General features: G+C 51.4%; 17 protein-coding genes and 1 tRNA gene. 13 read left to right on the forward strand and 5 right to left on the reverse strand.

Annotated features, from left to right (window positions below; translation table 11 throughout):
* The first annotated feature begins 2 nt into the window (after positions 1-2).
* From IKW96_RS10050 to IKW96_RS10060, 3 genes are all read left to right on the forward strand, one after another.
* Positions 3-79 (forward strand) — tRNA-Arg (locus tag IKW96_RS10050).
* Positions 80-209: 130 nt separating this feature from the next.
* Entirely contained in the window at positions 210-1,274 is a 1,065-nt protein-coding gene (locus tag IKW96_RS10055; RefSeq protein WP_296574007.1) for an iron-containing alcohol dehydrogenase family protein, read from the forward strand.
* Entirely contained in the window at positions 1,271-1,918 is a 648-nt protein-coding gene (locus IKW96_RS10060) for an HAD family hydrolase (RefSeq protein WP_296574010.1), read from the forward strand. The genes IKW96_RS10055 and IKW96_RS10060 overlap by 4 nt, the downstream gene beginning before the upstream one ends.
* A 46-nt stretch (positions 1,919-1,964) precedes the next feature.
* Here the strand turns inward: IKW96_RS10060 and IKW96_RS10065 are convergent, their stop codons facing one another.
* Positions 1,965-3,050: an iron-containing alcohol dehydrogenase family protein gene (locus IKW96_RS10065; RefSeq protein WP_296574013.1), complete on the reverse strand. Its 1,086-nt coding sequence runs from the start codon at positions 3,048-3,050 to the stop codon at positions 1,965-1,967.
* Positions 3,051-3,260: 210 nt separating this feature from the next.
* Here IKW96_RS10065 and IKW96_RS10070 point away from each other — a divergent pair, with 210 nt between their 5' ends.
* Positions 3,261-4,052 (forward strand): NUDIX domain-containing protein, encoded by a 792-nt coding sequence (locus IKW96_RS10070; protein ID WP_296574016.1) that lies wholly within the window; start codon positions 3,261-3,263, stop codon positions 4,050-4,052.
* An 87-nt stretch (positions 4,053-4,139) separates the two neighbouring features.
* Here IKW96_RS10070 and IKW96_RS10075 read toward each other — a convergent pair whose 3' ends face one another.
* Entirely contained in the window at positions 4,140-4,874 is a 735-nt protein-coding gene (locus IKW96_RS10075; protein WP_296574019.1) for a glycosyltransferase, read from the reverse strand.
* A 79-nt stretch (positions 4,875-4,953) separates the two neighbouring features.
* Positions 4,954-5,667: a hypothetical protein gene (locus IKW96_RS10080; RefSeq protein WP_296574022.1), complete on the reverse strand. Its 714-nt coding sequence runs from the start codon at positions 5,665-5,667 to the stop codon at positions 4,954-4,956.
* Positions 5,668-5,840: 173 nt separating this feature from the next.
* Between IKW96_RS10080 and IKW96_RS10085 the strand changes: the two genes are divergently transcribed.
* Positions 5,841-6,296: a GNAT family N-acetyltransferase gene (locus IKW96_RS10085; protein WP_296574024.1), complete on the forward strand. Its 456-nt coding sequence runs from the start codon at positions 5,841-5,843 to the stop codon at positions 6,294-6,296.
* Between the two features lie 94 nt (positions 6,297-6,390).
* Here IKW96_RS10085 and IKW96_RS10090 read toward each other — a convergent pair whose 3' ends face one another.
* Together IKW96_RS10090 and IKW96_RS10095 are read right to left on the reverse strand one after the other, a co-directional pair.
* Complete coding sequence (locus IKW96_RS10090) at positions 6,391-6,726, reverse strand: hypothetical protein (RefSeq protein WP_296574027.1); 336 nt, start codon at positions 6,724-6,726, stop codon at positions 6,391-6,393.
* 212 nt (positions 6,727-6,938) lie between these two features.
* The gene (locus IKW96_RS10095) at positions 6,939-9,635 is read right to left on the reverse strand and encodes a glycoside hydrolase family 9 protein (RefSeq protein ID WP_296574030.1); all 2,697 of its coding nucleotides are present in this window, start codon (positions 9,633-9,635) and stop codon (positions 6,939-6,941) included.
* A gap of 291 nt (positions 9,636-9,926) precedes the next feature.
* On the opposite strand from IKW96_RS10095, the gene IKW96_RS10100 reads away from it, so the two are divergent.
* The 8 genes from IKW96_RS10100 (at position 9,927) to IKW96_RS10135 (ending at position 18,333) form a co-directional block, all read left to right on the forward strand.
* Positions 9,927-10,520, forward strand: a complete 594-nt coding sequence (locus IKW96_RS10100) for a guanylate kinase (RefSeq protein ID WP_296574033.1) — start codon at positions 9,927-9,929, stop codon at positions 10,518-10,520.
* A gap of 39 nt (positions 10,521-10,559) precedes the next feature.
* Positions 10,560-12,086 (forward strand): nucleoside-diphosphate sugar epimerase/dehydratase, encoded by a 1,527-nt coding sequence (locus IKW96_RS10105; protein WP_296574036.1) that lies wholly within the window; start codon positions 10,560-10,562, stop codon positions 12,084-12,086.
* A 161-nt stretch (positions 12,087-12,247) separates the two neighbouring features.
* On the forward strand, positions 12,248-13,168 hold the full coding sequence (locus IKW96_RS10110) for a mechanosensitive ion channel domain-containing protein (RefSeq protein ID WP_296574039.1): 921 nt from the start codon (positions 12,248-12,250) through the stop codon (positions 13,166-13,168).
* Positions 13,168-14,046 (forward strand): metallophosphoesterase, encoded by an 879-nt coding sequence (locus tag IKW96_RS10115; RefSeq protein WP_296574043.1) that lies wholly within the window; start codon positions 13,168-13,170, stop codon positions 14,044-14,046. The genes IKW96_RS10110 and IKW96_RS10115 overlap by 1 nt, the downstream gene beginning before the upstream one ends.
* A gap of 5 nt (positions 14,047-14,051) precedes the next feature.
* Positions 14,052-15,293, forward strand: coding sequence for an aminoacetone oxidase family FAD-binding enzyme (locus IKW96_RS10120; RefSeq protein ID WP_296574045.1), 1,242 nt, complete (start codon positions 14,052-14,054; stop codon positions 15,291-15,293).
* A complete protein-coding gene (locus IKW96_RS10125) occupies positions 15,290-16,882 on the forward strand; it encodes an NAD(P)/FAD-dependent oxidoreductase (protein WP_296574048.1) in 1,593 nt (530 codons plus the stop codon). The genes IKW96_RS10120 and IKW96_RS10125 overlap by 4 nt, the downstream gene beginning before the upstream one ends.
* A gap of 7 nt (positions 16,883-16,889) precedes the next feature.
* Positions 16,890-18,011, forward strand: a complete 1,122-nt coding sequence (locus IKW96_RS10130) for a hypothetical protein (RefSeq protein ID WP_296574051.1) — start codon at positions 16,890-16,892, stop codon at positions 18,009-18,011.
* A 58-nt stretch (positions 18,012-18,069) separates the two neighbouring features.
* Entirely contained in the window at positions 18,070-18,333 is a 264-nt protein-coding gene (locus IKW96_RS10135) for a hypothetical protein (protein WP_296574054.1), read from the forward strand.

Raw genomic sequence — 18,333 nt, forward strand, 5'->3', positions numbered from 1 at the left:
TTGTCCCAATAGCTCAGTAGGATAGAGCGACTGCCTCCTAAGCAGTAGGCCGGAGGTTCGACTCCTCTTTGGGACGCCAGCGCGGTTCAGCAAAACTGAGCCGCCTTTTTGTTTTACCAAAGCCAAGAGCTCCAATAAATAACCTCAAACTCTAAACTCTTAGCTCTTAGCTCTTAGCTCTTAGATCTTAATTAAAAGGGGTGTAAATTATGAACCAGCATACAAGATTCAATCTTCCCATCTGCCTTGCAGTGGAGGAGGACGCTTTTTTCCATTCGGACGAGATAATCAGGCGCTATATCCCCGACATGATCGGTCAGAAGACCATAGTGGTGTCGGAGGAGTTCCTCATCGGTATCTACAGGGAGAAGATAACCGATATAAGCCGTGATTTCGGCAATGCCGAGATAGTTGCCATGAAGAGCGCAAGCTTTGACGAGGCAGTTGCCATAGCGAAGAAGGTCTGCATCGAGGACATAAAGGTGATAATCGGCATAGGCGGCGGAAGAGTCCTTGATACTGCGAAATACGCCGCACATATCAGCAAGGCGGTCTATATCTGTATGCCCACCTCGCTCAGCAACGACTCCCTTGCGTCGCCGTTCTCGGTGCTGGAGACCGTGGGAGCTGCACGAAAGACCATTTCCTGCAAGATACCTACGGCTATAATAGTTGATACCAATATGATAATCAATGCTCCCGAGGGGCAGACTCTCTCGGGAATAGGCGATACAATCGCAAAGCACACGGCTCTCTACGACTGGAAGCTCTCCGCGGCAAAGACAGGCACACAGGTGGACGACTTCGCCTATGCCCTCAGCAGAATGAGCTATGATTCGGTCTATCACTGCGACGAAAAGAACATGAAGAGCCGCGTTTTCATAAGGATACTGTCCCGTGCTCTCGTCATGGGCGGACTTGCTATGGAGATAGCAGGCTCGTCGCGCCCCTGCAGCGGCAGCGAGCACCTTTTTGCCCATGCTATCGAGGAATACTACCCCGATATCAAAATATCCCACGGTATGGGAGTTGCACTGGGAACTATCCCTGCCTGCATATTCCAGGGGCAGAGCATAGACGGACTTCTCGGCTTCTTCAGCACCTACGGACTGGACATAAATCCGCAGTCCTACGGCATTTCCGAGGAGATGTTCGCGGATATGTGGCTGAAAGCAAGGACTGTCAGAACGGGCAGGATAACCATACTCGACGAGATAAAGCACGACAGGGTGCAGCTCAATGAAATATACGCAAGAATGGTGGAGGGAAAATGAAAACAGGACTTATCTTCGATATGGACGGAACTCTCTGGGACTCGTCCGCAAACGTAGCGGCTTCGTGGACTGAAAAGGTCAGGCAGCTGGGCTACGACCGCCCCGAAATAACCAAAGAGGACATAATGGGCGTAATGGGGCTGACTATGGACAGGATAGCTGATATCCTCTTCGGCGACCTGCCTGAGGAGGAGCGCTACGACCTCCTTCAGAAGTGCGGCGAGTATGAGAACGAGTACCTCCTGAAACACGGGGGAGTCCTCTATCCCGACCTGGAAAAGACGCTGAAACGTCTTGGCAGGAAGTTCTCCCTCTACATAGTGAGCAACTGTCAGAGCGGCTATATAGAGGCATTCCTGGAGCATTACGGCTTCGGGAAGTACTTTGACGACATCGAGTGCTACGGCAACAACCTCAAGGGAAAGGGCGAAAACATAGCGCTGCTTGCAAAGCGCAACGGACTTGACAGAGCCTGGTACGTAGGGGATATACAGGGCGACTACGACGCCACTATGGAGGCAGGGCTGGAGTTTATCCATGCCGCCTACGGCTTCGGAAAAATAGCTCAGGAAACACCAAAGCTCAGGAAATTCAGCGAACTCCCCGAGCTTCTTCAATGTATAATTGATAATGCTAAGCACTGATCACTTAGCTCTTAATTCTCAGCCCTCAGCTCTAAATTCTCAGCTCTTAGCTCTTAGTTCTTAGCTCTATTATGTCTGCCATAATTGCAGGGGTAACTTCGTAGGGGCAGAGAGCAAGCTTTGCCTTGTTCTGCATTACCGCTTCGGCTGACCTTTCAAGGAGCTCCCTGTCACAGGAAACAGGAGCAAGTGCGGCTATGAACTCACCCATTTCGTCCGTGTCCGTGAAGCCTGCGGCGCTGAGGACTGCGTTCCTGCGCTCTTTCTCCGCGTATTTCAGGTACTTGCTCTGAAAAGCTCCCACAGCCGCACCGTGGGGAATCCCTGCATTGTAGGTGAGCATATAGCTCAGGGAATGGGGGACAGTGGTGCCTGTCTGAGCAATGGATATTCCTGCCGCAGCCGCAGTATCCATGAGAAGCTGCGCTCCCTCCGCAGTAAGCTCCTCCGCACCCTCGATGTACGGACGGCACCTGCGCCACAGGGAAAGTCCCGAAAATACCGACATATCGCTGTAAACGTCCGCACAGGCGTTTACGGCGCTTTCTATCAGGTGAGCAAGGGCGTCAACGGCGGTATTGACTATTATCTTCCGCGGTGCTTTCAGCAGGTACTTCCCGTCGATAAGGGCTATGTCGGGGAATACCTTATGCTTCGCCGAGAGCTTTGTCCTCATGTCATGGCGCGTGAGCACGGCAACTCCCGTGACCTCCGAGCCTGTTCCGCAGGTGGTGGGAACTGCGGCAAGGGGAAGAGCTTCCGCAGGAACGGTCTCGTAGAGGAACTCCCACGTTTTCTCCCTGTTCTTCATCATGAGAGCGGCAGCCTTTGCCGCGTCAAGAGGCGAACCGCCGCCGATACCGATAACGAAGTCAGCTCCGCAGGCAAGACCTTCGTCCCGTGCAGCCATGACAGTCCCGACCGAGGGATTTTCCTCGACTCTGTCGAATATGGTGTACTTCACGGAACGGCTTTCAAGAGCCGATATCACGTCGTCGAGGGAGCCGTTGAGCTTTGAGGAGCTCTTTCCCGTAATGATGAGCGCATGGGATCCGAGAGCGGCAAGCTCCGCGGAGTGCTTTCCGATACAGCCGCTTTCGCTGTAAAGTTTTGTCGGCATATAGTATTTCATGGCAGTACGCCTCCTCTGAATTTATATAAAAATATTATATAACACCCTCTCCGCCTTGTCAATACGGTCAGTATCCTGCATAATGACAAAAAAACAGACTAAAATTTGCTGAATTTTGCAAAAGGACTTGACATTTCGGCTCTGTGGGTATATAATGAATACCGCGGAATAAAGGCAAATCAAGGGAATTTTATATAAATGGAGATTAGTATGGAAGATGTTGAGATTTTTCTGAGCAGACTCGCCACCGAGGACAAGCTCTACGAGGAGACTGCGAAAAAACTGCAACGGCCCGAGGTCGCTGACAAATTCACACTTGCAGGAGCTGTTGCCGAAAAGGGCTCTCCTGCCTCATACAAGATATATATTTCCGACGAGGAGACAGAAAACGGTACAATCGACGAGATAAAGGCTGTTTTTGCGGAAGCTGCCGAGAACGACAAGGAAATAAACGTTGAGTTCATTTCCGACGAGTTCCTGAACATCATCGACGACCGTGCAAGGATAACCTCCGAGAGCAAGCCCCGTTCACTGGTCCACAGGGACGGCGAGCTCCACCCGACGGTGCATATATGGATGATAAAGCGCCGCGATATGGGAGTTTTCGTGCTCCTGCAGAAACGCGCCCACAATAAGGACATCAACCCCGACTGCTTCGACGTTTCGGCGGCAGGCCATGTCTCACAGGGGGACGAGTTCCGCTATACAGCCCTGAAAGAAGTCCGTGAGGAGCTCGGCCTCGATATCGGACGCAGCCAGCTGGAGTTCATAGGTCTGAAAAGGGCGGAGTACTCAAAAGGCGATATCCGCGACAACGAGCTCGTGGCTGTCTATATTTGCCGTGAACCCATTAATATCGAGGACCTTACTTTGCAGTCCTCAGAGGTCTCGGAAGTCTGCTGGGCGGAGATAGACGAGCTCCTGTCCATAATGAAGTACGAGGATATACCAAATTGTATCTCCCTCGAAGAACTGGATATGATAAAAAAAGCGGTGTTCTGATGAAGTCGGACTTTTCACCGTCTATGATACTCATGTAAGAGATTTTTACTTCCTATGTAAGTATCGCGGACAGTGAAAAGTCCGTTTTTATCTGACGTCGTAGTAGAACTGGTCGGCAGCCTGGCGGTCTCTGCCCGTGAAGATGCGCTTGGTGAGCCTGCGGTTCCTGATGAGGTACCAGTCGCCGAATTCGTCGAACTTTCTTGCAGAGGTGGTGACGTAGGACTTTTTCAGAGTCCCGTACTTTCTGCCGCTCTTCCTGCCGTGAGCTTTCAGGCGCTTTGCGAAGTCCATATCCTCAAGGCTCACAAGGCTCTCATCGAAGCCGCCTATGGCGTCGAAGTCCCTCTTGCAGAACCAGAACATTGCTCCGCTGAGATAGCCGCCGTTCTTCACCATGACGGGGATAAGATTTAACGCGACATACAGCGTGGAAGCTGCTATACCCAGCGACATTCTGTCGAATTTGGGATTTGTTCCGCCGCCAACGTATTTGCGGCTTTCCAGCATGGACCTTATCTCAGCAAGGGAGTACTTGGTCATAAGGCTGTCCGCGTCGACAGTGACGATGATACGCCCCTTTGCAGCTCTCACACCTGCGTTCCGCACAGCAGCAATGCACTTTTCTTCGTTTGTGAGAACTTTCGCGCCGTACCTTTCAGCGATAGCGGCAGTATGGTCGGTGCAGCGGTTCGCCACTACTATTATCTCCACATTGTCGGGAGCTACGTACTTTGCAGCGCTCCTCACCGCGCGGAGACATTTTCCGATGTATTTTTCTTCGTTATGTGCGGGGACAACAACAGTAAAGTCAGTATTCATGCAGTACCTCCGTTGATATTAGTTGATTATTGAGAAAAAGGCGTAAAGAAACCAACATTTCCTTACGCCTTTATTGTATTTATTCCGCAGCTGCTGCAGGAGCCGCTGTTTCGCCGCCTGTTGCAGCACCGCCGCCTGCGCCTGTATCGGGCGGAGTTACCACGGGAGTCTCAGCTCCTGTACCTGCGCCGCCTGTACCGTTATCGGGGGGAGTTACCACGGGAGTCTCGGTCCCTGTACCTGCGCCGCCGCCTGTACCGTTATCGGGGGGAGTTACTACGGGAGTTTCAGCTCCTGTACCTGCGCCCGAACCCGAGCCGCCGCTGCCCGAACCTGTTACGTTTCCTGCAGCGCCGCCTGCGCCTGTGGTTACAGTTGAACTTCCGCCTGCGGGAGCAGAGGCAGTTGTCTTTGTAGTGGGAACGAAGTACTCATTCGGGTAAACGCCTGTGGGTATCCTCTGATCCACGAAATAGCGCGAGCCCGAAGTTACCTTTATGGTGTAGTTTGTCCTTGTGGTCTTTGAAACAGTGGTAGCTGTACGCGTACCCTTTACCACCTTTATATCGTTAAGCGTAGTCGTAACAGCTGTAGTAACTGTTGTTGCGGTATTGTCTCCTTTAATGACCTTTTCGCGTCCGAAGCTGGATATCACCTTTTCCGAAGGCGTAACGGGGAAAAATACAAAGAAAGTAAGGATCGCCGCCGCAAGTGCTATAAAACAGCAGCACGATACAACGGTTATTTTTGTGGATTTTTTCAGATTGCTGAAAAAGCCGTTCCCTTTACTCATTTAAATAACACACTCCTGTACCATAGATGATTTTATTATACTATAAATGTCGGAAAAAGTCAAGCCCTGAGTGCAGGCGGACAGTCAGGGCATACTCAGACAGCGCAATGACTGCAATTGACAATCATGCCGCCTGATGCTATAATAATAAAAAAGTCAGGAAAGGAAAGACTATGGTAGTACAGATACAGGATAAAAACGAAAAAATGGCTATATCGCGCAGGATACTGGAGGCTCTCAGGGAATGGTTCGAGGTTGACGAGAGCAGGGAGAAGTACATTGCCGAAAGCGCGGAGCAGCTCTTCTGGGCGGCAGAGGAAAACGGCGAGTACATAGGGTTTCTCTGCCTGAAGGAGACCGGCAGGGACACAGTGGAGCTTGCTGTCATGGGAGTTCTGAAGTCATGTCACAGAAACGGTGCAGGCAGGGCGCTTGTGGAGGCTGCAAAGGAGTCTGCAAGGGCGGCAGGCTATTCCTTCATGCAGGTCAAGACCGTGCAGATGGGAAAGTACGAGGACTATGACAGGACGAACCTGTTCTATCTCGGCTGCGGCTTCAAGGAGTTCGAGGTGTTCCCGTTATACTGGGACGAGGACAATCCCTGTCAGATCTATGTAATGGCGCTCTGAATCAGTGAATAGTGAATGGTTTTGTATTATTGTAGGGGACACTCTGCATAAGGCATAAGAAAGGCTCCCCTCATGTAAGGGGAGCCTGTATGCTTTACCATCTTAATTGATAATCATTCAATTTTGTAGCAGAACCCCACTGCTTTCCGCATTCCTGGCATTTCTTAAACTTTACTTTGCGCCATACCTGAACTCCGGGAGAAGCATATACAATACCTTCGTCACAATAATAGACTTCCCATTTTTTTGCAGTATGGTCGTAACGATACTCATAAGCAGTCTCTACAAACTGTCCGTGTGCATGGCAAGCTGCGCTTGCAACGATAGAGTTGTCCATCTGTGGTGCGATCGATTTTGTTACGGCTGTACCTGTTCCGAGGATAGTGAAAGCCATAGCTGTTGCTGCGATCTTCTTGATTACGTTTTTCATTTTTTTACTCCTTTTGTAATAAATTTTCGAGGCTGATAAAACAGCCTTCACTTATAATAACGCAAGCCGACCATGAAAGTGTAACAGAAAATAAAAATTTTTTTTGAGTGAGCAGTGATTGGCTTTGTATAGGATAAAAAAGGGACTGTTCATACAGTCCCTTTTCTGATATTGTCATGATGAAAAGTCGGGCGGCAAACCCTGACAACTAATCACTTCTTACGCAGCTTGAGGAGTTTATAGATGAAGAGCTCCAGGGAGATAAGGCATATAACAACAGCACCCGAGATAAGAGCGGTCTTTGCAACGCCGTTGGGGTCGCTGTTCTTTTTGTCCTCCTTTTCGGACTTTGAAGCCTTTGAGGTGGTCTTTTCAGACTTGTCCTTCGTCTTCTTTGCCTCCGTGACCTCTTCCGTGGTCTCGTTCTTCTTGCCGTTGGAGTGCTTGATTATCTTTATGCCGTCATCAGTAGCCTCCTGCGCCGTAAAGCCTGCAAGCCATGCCAGTGAAGCGTTCCAGTTGATAGTACACTCGTTTACCGACCATGCCTCGATGTTGTCCAGGTAGCACTTCTGCGGAGCTATCTCGCCCTTCTTCCAGCCCGAGCCCTGTACCCAGGGGTCCTGCATACCCGAGTTGGGGCCGCCGCACATTACGCCGTTTGGAGCCTTCGGGAAAGCCTCGTCTATCTGCTTTGCCCAGTAGCGGTGGTGGGGATACTCTATGGCATGAGTGCCGTAGCCCGTAACATAGGAGTAGTCCATAGCGTTTCTGCCCAGGAGGTAGTCCATGCCGCCGAGAGCTCCGTCAAGATACTGCTCGTCATCGGTGAGGAGATAAGCGTATGCCATAACGATGGAGTTGTCCGCAACGAAGGAGTTGGAGCCCCATATGTAGCCCTTGTCGCTGTCGTTGTAGCTGAGAGTGCTCTGACCGTAGGGGAGACCGTAGCCCTGATTGTTCTCCATTGAGATGAAGTGGTCGGCAGCTGCAATTATGGCTTCATGGACTATCTCAACGTCGCCCTTGTCGAATTTCTCGGGATTGAGAGCCGCGCTGAGAGTTGCAAGAGCTCCCGTGTTGCCCCAGTCGAAGCTGCCTGCGGTGTCAACGCTCTCGCCGCCGCCGAGAGTCTGCGGCACATCGAGGAAGAACCTGTTCTCCGCAGCCTCGTCGTAGTAGTCCTCATTGCCCGTAGTGATGAAGAGTTCGAGGGCAGCCCAGCAGAACTCGTCGTCAACGTCCGTATCGCCGTAAGCTCCGCCGCCGATGGACTCATCGAGGGGAGCGTACATTTTCGGGTGCTTTTTAGCGGCTGCAAAGGCATTTTCGGCAGCTTCGAGACATTTTTCGGAGAAATCGCTGTCTATATCCTTCCACAGTCTGCTCGCCTGAGCCGCGCAGGCGGCAAGATTGAGTGTAGCCGCAGTCGTAGGCGGCTTCACGATACGCTTCATATCGTCGTCGGCAGGAGCGATTCCGAGAGCCGTCCACTTCTCGTCGTGAGCCTTGTGGTAAGCCATGCCCTTGTAATCGCCGCTGTCCACTATCATTTTCAGCATCCATTCCATTTCCCACCTTGCCTCGTCGAGGATATCGGGGACGCCGTTGCTGTTTTCGGGGAGAAGCATGGTACCGTCGGCATAGGCGCTGTCGAAGCCGTACTTCACCGCAGTTTCGTACTGATTCTGCATGAGCCACAGTGAGAAGCCGCCGTTTACCACGTATTTTCCGTGGTCGCCTGCGTCGTACCAGCCGCCAGTAACGTCTATTGAGCCGCTGCTGCCCTTGTAGCCCCATGTCTGCTCTATCTCAGCCATATCATTCGGGTGACCTGCCGCACGGGCAAGAGCCTCCGTGTCTCCCGAGGAGATGTAATCGCTTTCTATCTCGATGCCGCTGCGGTTCTGATAGAAGTAGTTGAGGGCGTCATAGAGCATGAACGAATATGGCTGTGAGCCGCATACTGCGAAGTTGCGGCTTTCCGAGCCGTCCTCGGCCCTGATGTGGAAAGTTCCCTCGCTCTTCAGGTCGGAGAAGTCGATAACGTGTACATTGTCCCCCGAGTCCCTGTCCTCGCCGAAGGGCTTGCTCTTGCCCTCGTATACGGTCTTGCCGCCTGTGTCGATGACCTCGAACTTCACAGCCTTGTCTGAGTCGCTTAGAAGAGTTGCCCGCTTGGCTCTTTTCGGGAAGTAGCAGACCTGATTGGTGAGTATCTTCGCCCTCACATATGGCTCTTCCTCGGGCCAGTCGTTCTCGTCGCCGGAGAGGTCGATGAGGGACATATTGTCGAACTGTATCTTCGTGCCTGCAGGGAAGCAGTCGCCGTTGGTGTACTGACCGCTGCCGCCCAGGTGGAAAGCCCATTCCGCCACGTCCAGTGACTTATCCGCGGTAAAGGTGAGCTCCACCTTCTTTGTCTCGTCCTTGTTTATGGGGATACAGTCCCATGTGCCGTTGAAGTCGGGACCGCCGTCCGCCATCATATTGTGCCATATCTCCACATCTCCGTCGAGGTTGCCTATCTTGGTGTAGTACTTGCCGCTCTCGGAGGGAGTTATCTCGTATGAGACCTTGTATTTGTGACCTGATACTATCTTCAGGCCTCTGTGCCTGAACTGGCAGTCCCAGCGGTCCTCTCCGCCTCTGGAAGCTCCGCCCGGATTGACGATAGTCACAGTGTAAACGCCCTTGCTGATGTCGAAATCCATTTCACCCGGAGCTGACTCAACGATATGCCAGGGGAGACCTGCGCCGTTTTCAAAATCAGTCTGTCCCAGCTGCTGTCCGGCATAGGCGGTAAGAGTGCTGTTATCGCCTGTATACGGGAAAAAACTGCCTGACGCAACTGCTATGGCAGCCGTGAGGGAAGCCGCCCTGACAGAGAGACCATTTATCTTTCTCATTTGTAATATCCTCCTGTTTTCTGTATTTTTTCAATATATACTTTAATACTTTTTGAAAATAATGTAAAGTACAGGTGCAGAAAATTTACAAATTGGCCTTTTAAAACGGCATTTTGCTCAGTATTCGGGAGCAAATGCGTAATATTTAGGTGAATTAGACTATTTCTTCATTTTTGGTCATAAGAAAGCAATTTTTGACACGTTCTCCACTTGATTTATTGGCACTGATGTGCTATAATGTCTTATTGTGGAGTAATCTGCAAAAAAAGAAATCATATGTGGAGCTTTGATATGAACCGTATTTTTTATATCATCGGCAAGAGCGCTTCGGGAAAGGATACCATGTACAGCCGCATAGTCGCTGAGCTGGGACTGCTTCCCATTGTGCTTTATACTACCCGTCCTGTGAGAAGCAGCGAACAGGAGGGCGTTGAGTACCACTTTGTTGACGACCAGCGCTTCCGCGAGATGCAGGAAAGCGGAAAGGTCATAGAATCGCGTACATACCATACCTGCCACGGCGACTGGACTTACTATACGGCTGCCGACAGCATTTCCCTGGACAAGGGGGACTGCGCGGGGATAGGTACTGTTGAATCGTTTCTGCGCCTGAGAGAATACTGCGGAAGAGACACTGTCGTTCCGATCTACGTTGAGGTAAACGACGATATACGCTTTCTTCGTGCGGTAGAGCGCGAAAAGAAGCAGTCACAGCCTAAGTACGCCGAGCTATGCCGCAGGTTTTTAGCGGACAATGAGGACTTTTCTGACGAAAAGCTGGCTGAGGCAGGCATTGGCATAAGGTTCGGGAACAACGGTACTGCCGACGAATGCTTTGACAGGATAAAGAAATACATTTCCGGGCTCCGTGAGGATACTGATTGATTTTTTGTTGCTTTTGAAAGCAAATATGGGAGGTTTATTGTGGAATTGGAAAACAAACTTGACTGCTGCGCGAAAAGGACTATGATAATCGGTGGCGGAGTTGCTGCGACCATGCTGCTCAATGAGATATTCAACGCTCAGAGGTCGCCGTATACCGATGATAAGTTTTCAGCTCAGTTCGAGCCTGTATGTATTATCGACAACGACCCTGCAAAGCTGGGCAAGGAGATACTCGGCGTAAAGGTCGTCGGAAGATCGGAAGAGATCGTTAAATACGCAAAGGAATACGGGATAGAACAGCTCATACTTGCCATACCGTCACTCACTTCGGACGAGCGCAAGGCTATAATAGATATCTGCAACGAGACAAAACTGCCCCTCAAGATAGTTCCCTTTATCGGAAACCTTATCCTTGACGACTCTGCGTCCCTTCTCGGACAGGTAAGGGATATCAAGGTGGAGGAGCTCCTGGGAAGAAATCCCATAAAGTTCGACAACAAGGACATTAAGGAGTTCATCGGCGGCAAGGTATGTATGGTAACAGGCGGCGGCGGAAGCATCGGCTCCGAGCTCGTCCGTCAGATAGCAAGATATAACCCCAAGAGGATAATAATCGTCGATATCTACGAGAACAACGCCTATGAGATACAGCAGGAGCTGGTCATGGAGTACGGCAGCGAGCTCGACCTCGTGACGCTCATCGCTTCTGTCCGCGATTATTTCCGCATGAATCAGATATTCGAGAGATACAAGCCGCAGATAGTGTTCCATGCAGCTGCACACAAGCACGTTCCCCTTATGGAGAGCTCGCCTATGGAGGCTATCAAGAACAACGTCATCGGTACTTTCAACGTGGCTACACTGGCACAGTTCCACGACGTTCAGAAGTTCGTGATGATATCAACGGACAAGGCTGTAAATCCTACAAACGCTATGGGCGCTTCAAAGCGCTGCTGCGAGATGATAGTTCAGTTCCTTTCACAGGAGCATGAGGGAAAGACCGAGTTCGTCACCACACGTTTCGGCAACGTTCTCGGCTCGAACGGCTCTGTTATACCGCTCTTCAAGAGACAGATAGAGCAGGGCAAGCCCGTTACAGTTACCCATGAGGATATCATACGCTACTTCATGACTATACCCGAGGCTGTAAGCCTTGTCATGGAGGCTGCCGCTATCGCAAACGGCGGCGAGATATTCGTCCTCGATATGGGTCAGCCCGTAAAGATAGTTACCCTTGCGGAAAACCTCATCAGAATGTACGGAAAGGTGCCGTATAAGGACGTTCCTATCGTTTTCACGGGACTCCGCCCCGGTGAGAAGATAAAGGAAGAGCTCCTCATGATGGAGGAGGGACTGCAGAAGACCTCGAACAAGCTCATTTTCATCGGCAAGCAGATAGACATCGATGCGGACCATTTCGCTTCGAGACTCAAGAAGCTCCGTGACGCCGCACAGCTCAACGACGAAGCTGTGGCTATACAGGCTCTTCACGAAATGGTGCCGACCTTTATAACTCCCGAGGAGTTCAACGGCAAGATACTCGATAACGAGGCGCCAAAGGAATAACATACAAACCTGCACTTCAACATTTGGATGAAGTGCAGATTTTTTTACAATAATTGCAGATAATATTGACGTTTTTTGCGAAATCTGTTATAATTATTACAGGTATACATATTATAATGCTTTTTTCATGGTATATTACCATTTCATACGGAGATGATATTTTGACAGGCACTCAGCTGATAACTGAAACAACTAACGCAACATCGGCAGCTTCCGCTGCGGAGACCACAACGGGAGAGCTCATGGGCAGCATACAGGAATCCGTGGAAAAGACCTCGGGAATACTTTCGGACGGGGTCGAATATCTTAAAAAGGCCCTTCCTCTGCTGATAATTGCCCTGCTGATACTGGTCATCGGCATATTGATATCAAAGCTCATCGCAAAGATAGTGGGCAAGGCAGTCTCGAAGTCCAACGTGAACGGCGCGGCAAAGAGCTTCCTTGTGTCGCTGATAAAGATAATCCTCTATATCGCAGTTGTGATAATGGCGCTGTCGGTGCTGAATGTGCCCATGTCGTCCATAATCACTATCCTGGGCGCGGCAGGTCTCGCTATCAGCCTTGCGCTCCAGAGCTGTCTCTCAAACCTCAGCGGCGGCTTCATAATCCTCTTTACGAAGCCCTTTACTACGGGAGATATCGTTGAGCTTGAGGACTCGGTGGGAACTGTAAAGGATATCGGCATATTCTACACAAAGATAGCCACCTTTGACGGAAAGACCGTATTCATGCCCAACGGCAGGGTCACGGACGCAAAGATAATCAATTATACGGAGACTCCCGCAAGACGTATCGACCTTAACTTCAATATCAGCTACAGCGCGGATTTTGAAAAGGCAAGGCAGGTCATTCTTGATATAATATCAGCCGAGAAGCTCATACTGAAGGCTCCCGAGCCGATAATACGCATGAGCTCCCACAACAACAGCTCGGTAGGCATAGATGTGCTGGTGTGGGTGAATAACGGCGACTATCTTACCGAACGCTACAATATGACGGAGGCTGTCAAGGCGGCGTTCGATGAAAACGGTATCGAGATACCATTCGATCAGCTCGATATCCATGTAAAGGAAAAGTTCTAATGGCATCAGGCAAAAAGAAAAATACTGACAACAGCGCGAAGAAGAAGGAAAAAGAGAAGAAAAGCTCCGCGAAATGGCTGTGGCTCGTTCTTATAGCGGGAATATGGTGGTTCAGCAACTATACCCTCAGGACTACCGTGGAGACCGTATCCTCTCCGAAGATAAACTCGGAGATAAGGATAGCCGTCATAAGCGACCAGCACGCTTCAAAGCTCGGTATCGGCAATAAGACGATACTGAAGACTATATGCAGGGCTGAGCCCGATATGGTCTTCATGCTCGGCGATATGTACACCAGCGGCAGCGACTGGGAACTCATGCAGAAGCCTGTGGAGCTTGCAAAAGATATAGTTTCAGAGGGCTACCCGCTTTACTGCGTTACAGGGGAGCACGACTACGACGGAAGATATATCGAGGAGCTGAAAAAAGCAGGTACAAGGGTGCTTGACTATGATGAGGAATATGTGGAGCTCAGAGGCAGCAGGCTACGTATCATAGGCATCGACAATGTCTATTACAGCCCCACGTTCGACCTGAGGAACGAGTATGCCCTTGACGGCGGCAGCTTCAATATTCTCCTCGCGCACATACCGAATTACGAAAAGTTTGCCGACTTCGGAGCTGATCTCACCATCTGCGCCGATACCCACGGAGAAATGGCGCGGCTCCCGTTCGGACTCGGTCCTGTCTACTGTTCCGAAAAGGACGTATGGCTACCAAAGCTTCTGCACAAGGAGCTTGAAATATATGACAAGGGTCTCTTTGACTACGACGGCGGAAAGATGTTCATTACATCGGGCATAGGCGTTTATCCTGCGCCTGTGCGCTTCAATAACCGCCCCGAGGTCGCAGTCATAGACCTTATACCTAAGGGGTGAAGAAAATGAGCAGGATCACGGATATCGCGGTCATAGGCGGCGGAGCTTCGGGACTTGCGGCTGCTGTTGAGGCAAAGAACATTATGCCGAAAGCAAGGGTCGTTATTCTCGAGAAGCTTGACAGAGTAGGCAAGAAGCTGCTCGCAACAGGCAACGGCAGGTGCAATCTCAGCAACATCAACATGAGTCCCGAGCATTATCACGGCAGCGTCAAGAACGCTATGAGGATAATAAACTCTACTCCCTCCGCAAAGGAGTTTTTCGGAAGCCTGGGAGTTATCTGCTCTGCCGATACAAAGGGCAGGGTCTATCCCAGGAGCAATGCCGCTTCCACAGTGCTTTCCGCTCTGAGGCTCCGTGCGGCAGAGCTGGGGGTCATCGAGCGCTGCGGCTTTGAGGCAAACTTCATAGAAAGTGCTGCGGACTGCTTCAGGATATCGTCGGCTTCGGGTGAAAAGTACCCGTGCAGGCGCGTTATCGTAGCGGCAGGAGGCTATGCGGCTCCGCAGTACGGTACTGACGGCAGCGTTATCCGGCTTCTTCGCAGCAAGGGCTGTCATACCACGAAGATATGTCCTGCGGTGGCACCGCTGAGAGTGCGCCCCGAGCTTCTTAAAGGGCTCAAGGGTGTCCGCGCAAAGGGTAGGGTAATGGCTTATTCGGGCGGCAGGCTCCTCAAGGAGGAAATGGGCGAGATACAGTTCACGGACAGCGCTCTTTCGGGAATATGCGTGTTCAATATGGCTCATCTTGTGTCGAATTACGACGGAAAGCTCACACTCAGGCTGGACCTTGCAGCAGATATGGACACCGAACAGCTTGTGGGCTACCTCCGCATAATACAGTATCAGCGCGGCAGCCATACCACCGAGGAGCTTCTCACGGGACTCTTCCCGAGAAGCCTTGCACATTACCTTACAAAGCGCGCTCTCGGCCGCTCGCTCACTGACGAGATATCATCGCTCCGCGATACGGAACTGAGACAGCTGGCACAGCTCATAAAGAACCTCGACTTCGACGTTCTCGGCAGCGCCCCGTGGAAGGAAGCGCAGGTGACCTCGGGCGGTATCAACGGCGACTGCGTTGATGAAAGGTTGCAGCTCAGGAGTGAAAAAGGTATTTTTCTCTGCGGTGAGATACTGGACGTTGACGGAGACTGCGGCGGCTATAACCTGCAATGGGCGTGGTCGTCGGGAATATTTGCAGGCAGGAACTGTGCCGAATCACTGAGGGGTGAACTCAAATGATAAGAGTCGGCGCCATAAGAGCGGCTCTTGATACCGATTTTTCAGACCTTGCGGCTTTGTGTGAGAAAAAGCTCAGAATAAGCCGTGATAAGATAATAAGCGTAAAGCTTGCGAAAAAATCCGTGGACGCGCGGAAGAAAAGCGACGTTCACTTCACGATATCACTTGATATAGAGGCGAAAAATGAGGAAAAGCTCCTCAGGACGCTGAAAAACGCCTCAAAATACGAGCCTGTGGAGTATGCTGTACCCACAGTCCGGCGCTGCGGAAAAAGACCTGTTATAGTGGGCTTCGGTCCTGCAGGTATGTTTGCGGCACTGGTGCTTGCAATGGCAGGCGCAAGACCCATCGTCCTCGAGCGCGGCGGCGATGTTGACAGGCGCTGCAGGGCAGTAGAGGAGTTCCGGAACGGCGGAAAGCTCGACCCCGAATGCAATGTGCAGTTCGGCGAGGGCGGCGCAGGTACCTTTTCCGACGGAAAGCTCACCACAGGCATAAGGGACAGCCGTATAGGCTGGATACTTGAAAGGCTTGTGGAGTTCGGCGCTCCCGGGGAGATACTCTACCTTGCAAAGCCACATATCGGCACGGACAAGCTCCGCGGAGCTGTAAAGGCTCTGCGCGAAAGGGTCACAGCCCTTGGCGGAGAGGTAAGGTTCGACTCGAAATTCTGCGGCTTTGAAGCTGAAAACGGCAGGCTTGTCTCTGTAAGCTTCACTCACGGCGGCGAGACCTGTAAACTGCCGACTGACAGCCTTATACTTGCGGCAGGCCACAGCGCAAGAGACACCTTTGAAATGCTTTACAACGAAAAGATAAGCCTTTCCCAGAAGAGCTTCTCTGTAGGCGTGAGAGCGGAACATCTCCGCACCGATATCGACAGGGCTATGTACGGGGACTTTGCCGGACACCCTGCGCTGAAAGCCGCAGATTACAAGCTTTCGGTGCATCTTCCCAACGGAAGGACGCTTTACACATTCTGTATGTGCCCCGGCGGTCACGTAGTGGCAGCTTCCTCGGAGGAGGGCAGGCTGGCAGTCAACGGCATGAGCTTTTTTGCCCGTGACGCGGAGAACTCGAACAGCGCTCTCCTTGTGAATGTGGGTCCTGAGGACTACGGCAGCGACCACCCTCTTGCAGGAATGTACTTTCAGCGCGAGCTGGAGGAAAAGGCGTTCATTGCAGGCGGCAGCGATTACCGTGCTCCTGCGGCAGTGCTGGGGGACTTCATGAACGGCCGCGTCAGCGTAAGTTTCGGCAGAGTCAGGCCGTCCTACCGTCCTGCGGTGAAGTTTGCGGCTCCTGAGGAATATCTTCCCGATTACGTGTGCCGATCCCTGAAAGACGGCATAAAGGAAATGGGCAGGAAGATAAAAGGCTTTGACGACAGCGATACGCTGCTTACAGGCATCGAAAGCAGGAGCAGTTCTCCTGTGCGTATAGACCGCGGCGACGACCTGCAGTCCGTATCCCTTGAGGGGCTCTACCCCTGCGGAGAGGGTGCAGGCTATGCAGGAGGAATAGTTTCCGCCGCAGTTGACGGCATGAAATGTGCCGAGGCGGTATGCAGAAGAATGGAGGGAATTTGAAGTACACATGAAGATCGTTTACATATCGGGCAATAATATGTTTCTGTGCAGCGACGGAAAGATAACGGAACTCCCTTGTGAAAGGGCGGAAAAGTACACTGATACAGTCAATGAGATAAACAAGAACAAGGAGTGGAAACATTCGGGCGCAGGTGCCATGTTCAGGGAGGATATAGACTATTACCCCGACGCATCGCGCTTCGTGAAGATAAACGGAGTTTCCGCCGCAAAGGAGGATTTCATCTACTCGGCGGTACTTGGCGGAATGGGCGCTATCTACAGAAAGAGCGCTGAGTCGCCGAAAGCTCCCGAGGGACACATCTACACGGGAATGAACAGGAATATCGGCAGCATTGCCTATAAAAACGGCAGGATAGCCGCTATCCTCGACGGTCATCTTGCTGTCTTTGACGAGCGCGGCGACTACGATGAGCTCACCGACGGTCATTCCGAGGAGGACTCTCCCTGCTGGTCGGCTACGGACGACAGGATATTCTGCTCAACGAGAGGACGCGCCCTCGAGGGCGGCAGCGGCTATTCCGCAAGCTCTGTCCTCGCAGTTGACGAGAACGCAGGAACTATCGACACTCTCTTTGCAGAGGAGGGCAATGACCTCCTTGAACCGAAAAACGACGCCGAGGGCAACTATTACTTTATCCGTCAGCCCTACAAGCAGGAAAAGGAAGCCCGCGAGCCAATATGGAAGTCGGTGCTGCTTTTCCCTGTAAGGCTCATAAAGGCCGTATTCGGCTTCATAAATGCGTTCACTCTTCTCTTCGGCGGCGAACCTCTGAGAAAAAGCCAGAGAAAGGGCGACGTGAAGTCAAAGACAAAGTCTCCCCGTGAGCTCTACCTTGAGGAGAGAATGCGCGAAGCCGAGAGGAACGAAAAGGAAAATGCGGCGGCAGGTGATAAGAACCCCGGTATCTTCCCGAGAAGCCGTGTGCTTGTAAGGATTAGTCCAGATGAGACTGAGACCGTGCTCTGCAAGGGAGTCCTTGACTATACCATATGCAGCGAGGGCGTTATCTGCTCAAACGGCAAGGAGCTTATCCTTATTGACAGGGACGGCGGCGAGAAGGTCATAGCCAAAGCCGAGCTGGCTGAAAAGCTCAGCGTCATAAACTAACATAAATCCCCCGTAAACGGGTATAAACAAATTTTATCTATGAACAGGAGGCTTTAGTATGAAAATCAACGTTATTGGCGGAGAAATGAACAGTTGTGAGATCGATGAGTACATTAAGTACGTAGCACGGAAGTACGTGGGCAGACAGATCGGACAGATGGATATTGTTATCGACGGCGAATTTGTGGATCTTAAGGTCTATTTCAAGGACATGGATTTTCAGAGAGCCTACCGTTCTGCCGATTATCTGGTGAATACAATGGAAAAGCTCAACGACGCAAAGCGCACTGAGTTTTCCGAGAAACAGCGCCACAGCATTTAA

Origin of the sequence: Ruminococcus sp. (assembly GCF_017549005.1) — a bacterium.
Taxonomy (GTDB): Bacteria; Bacillota; Clostridia; order Oscillospirales; family Ruminococcaceae; genus Ruminococcus.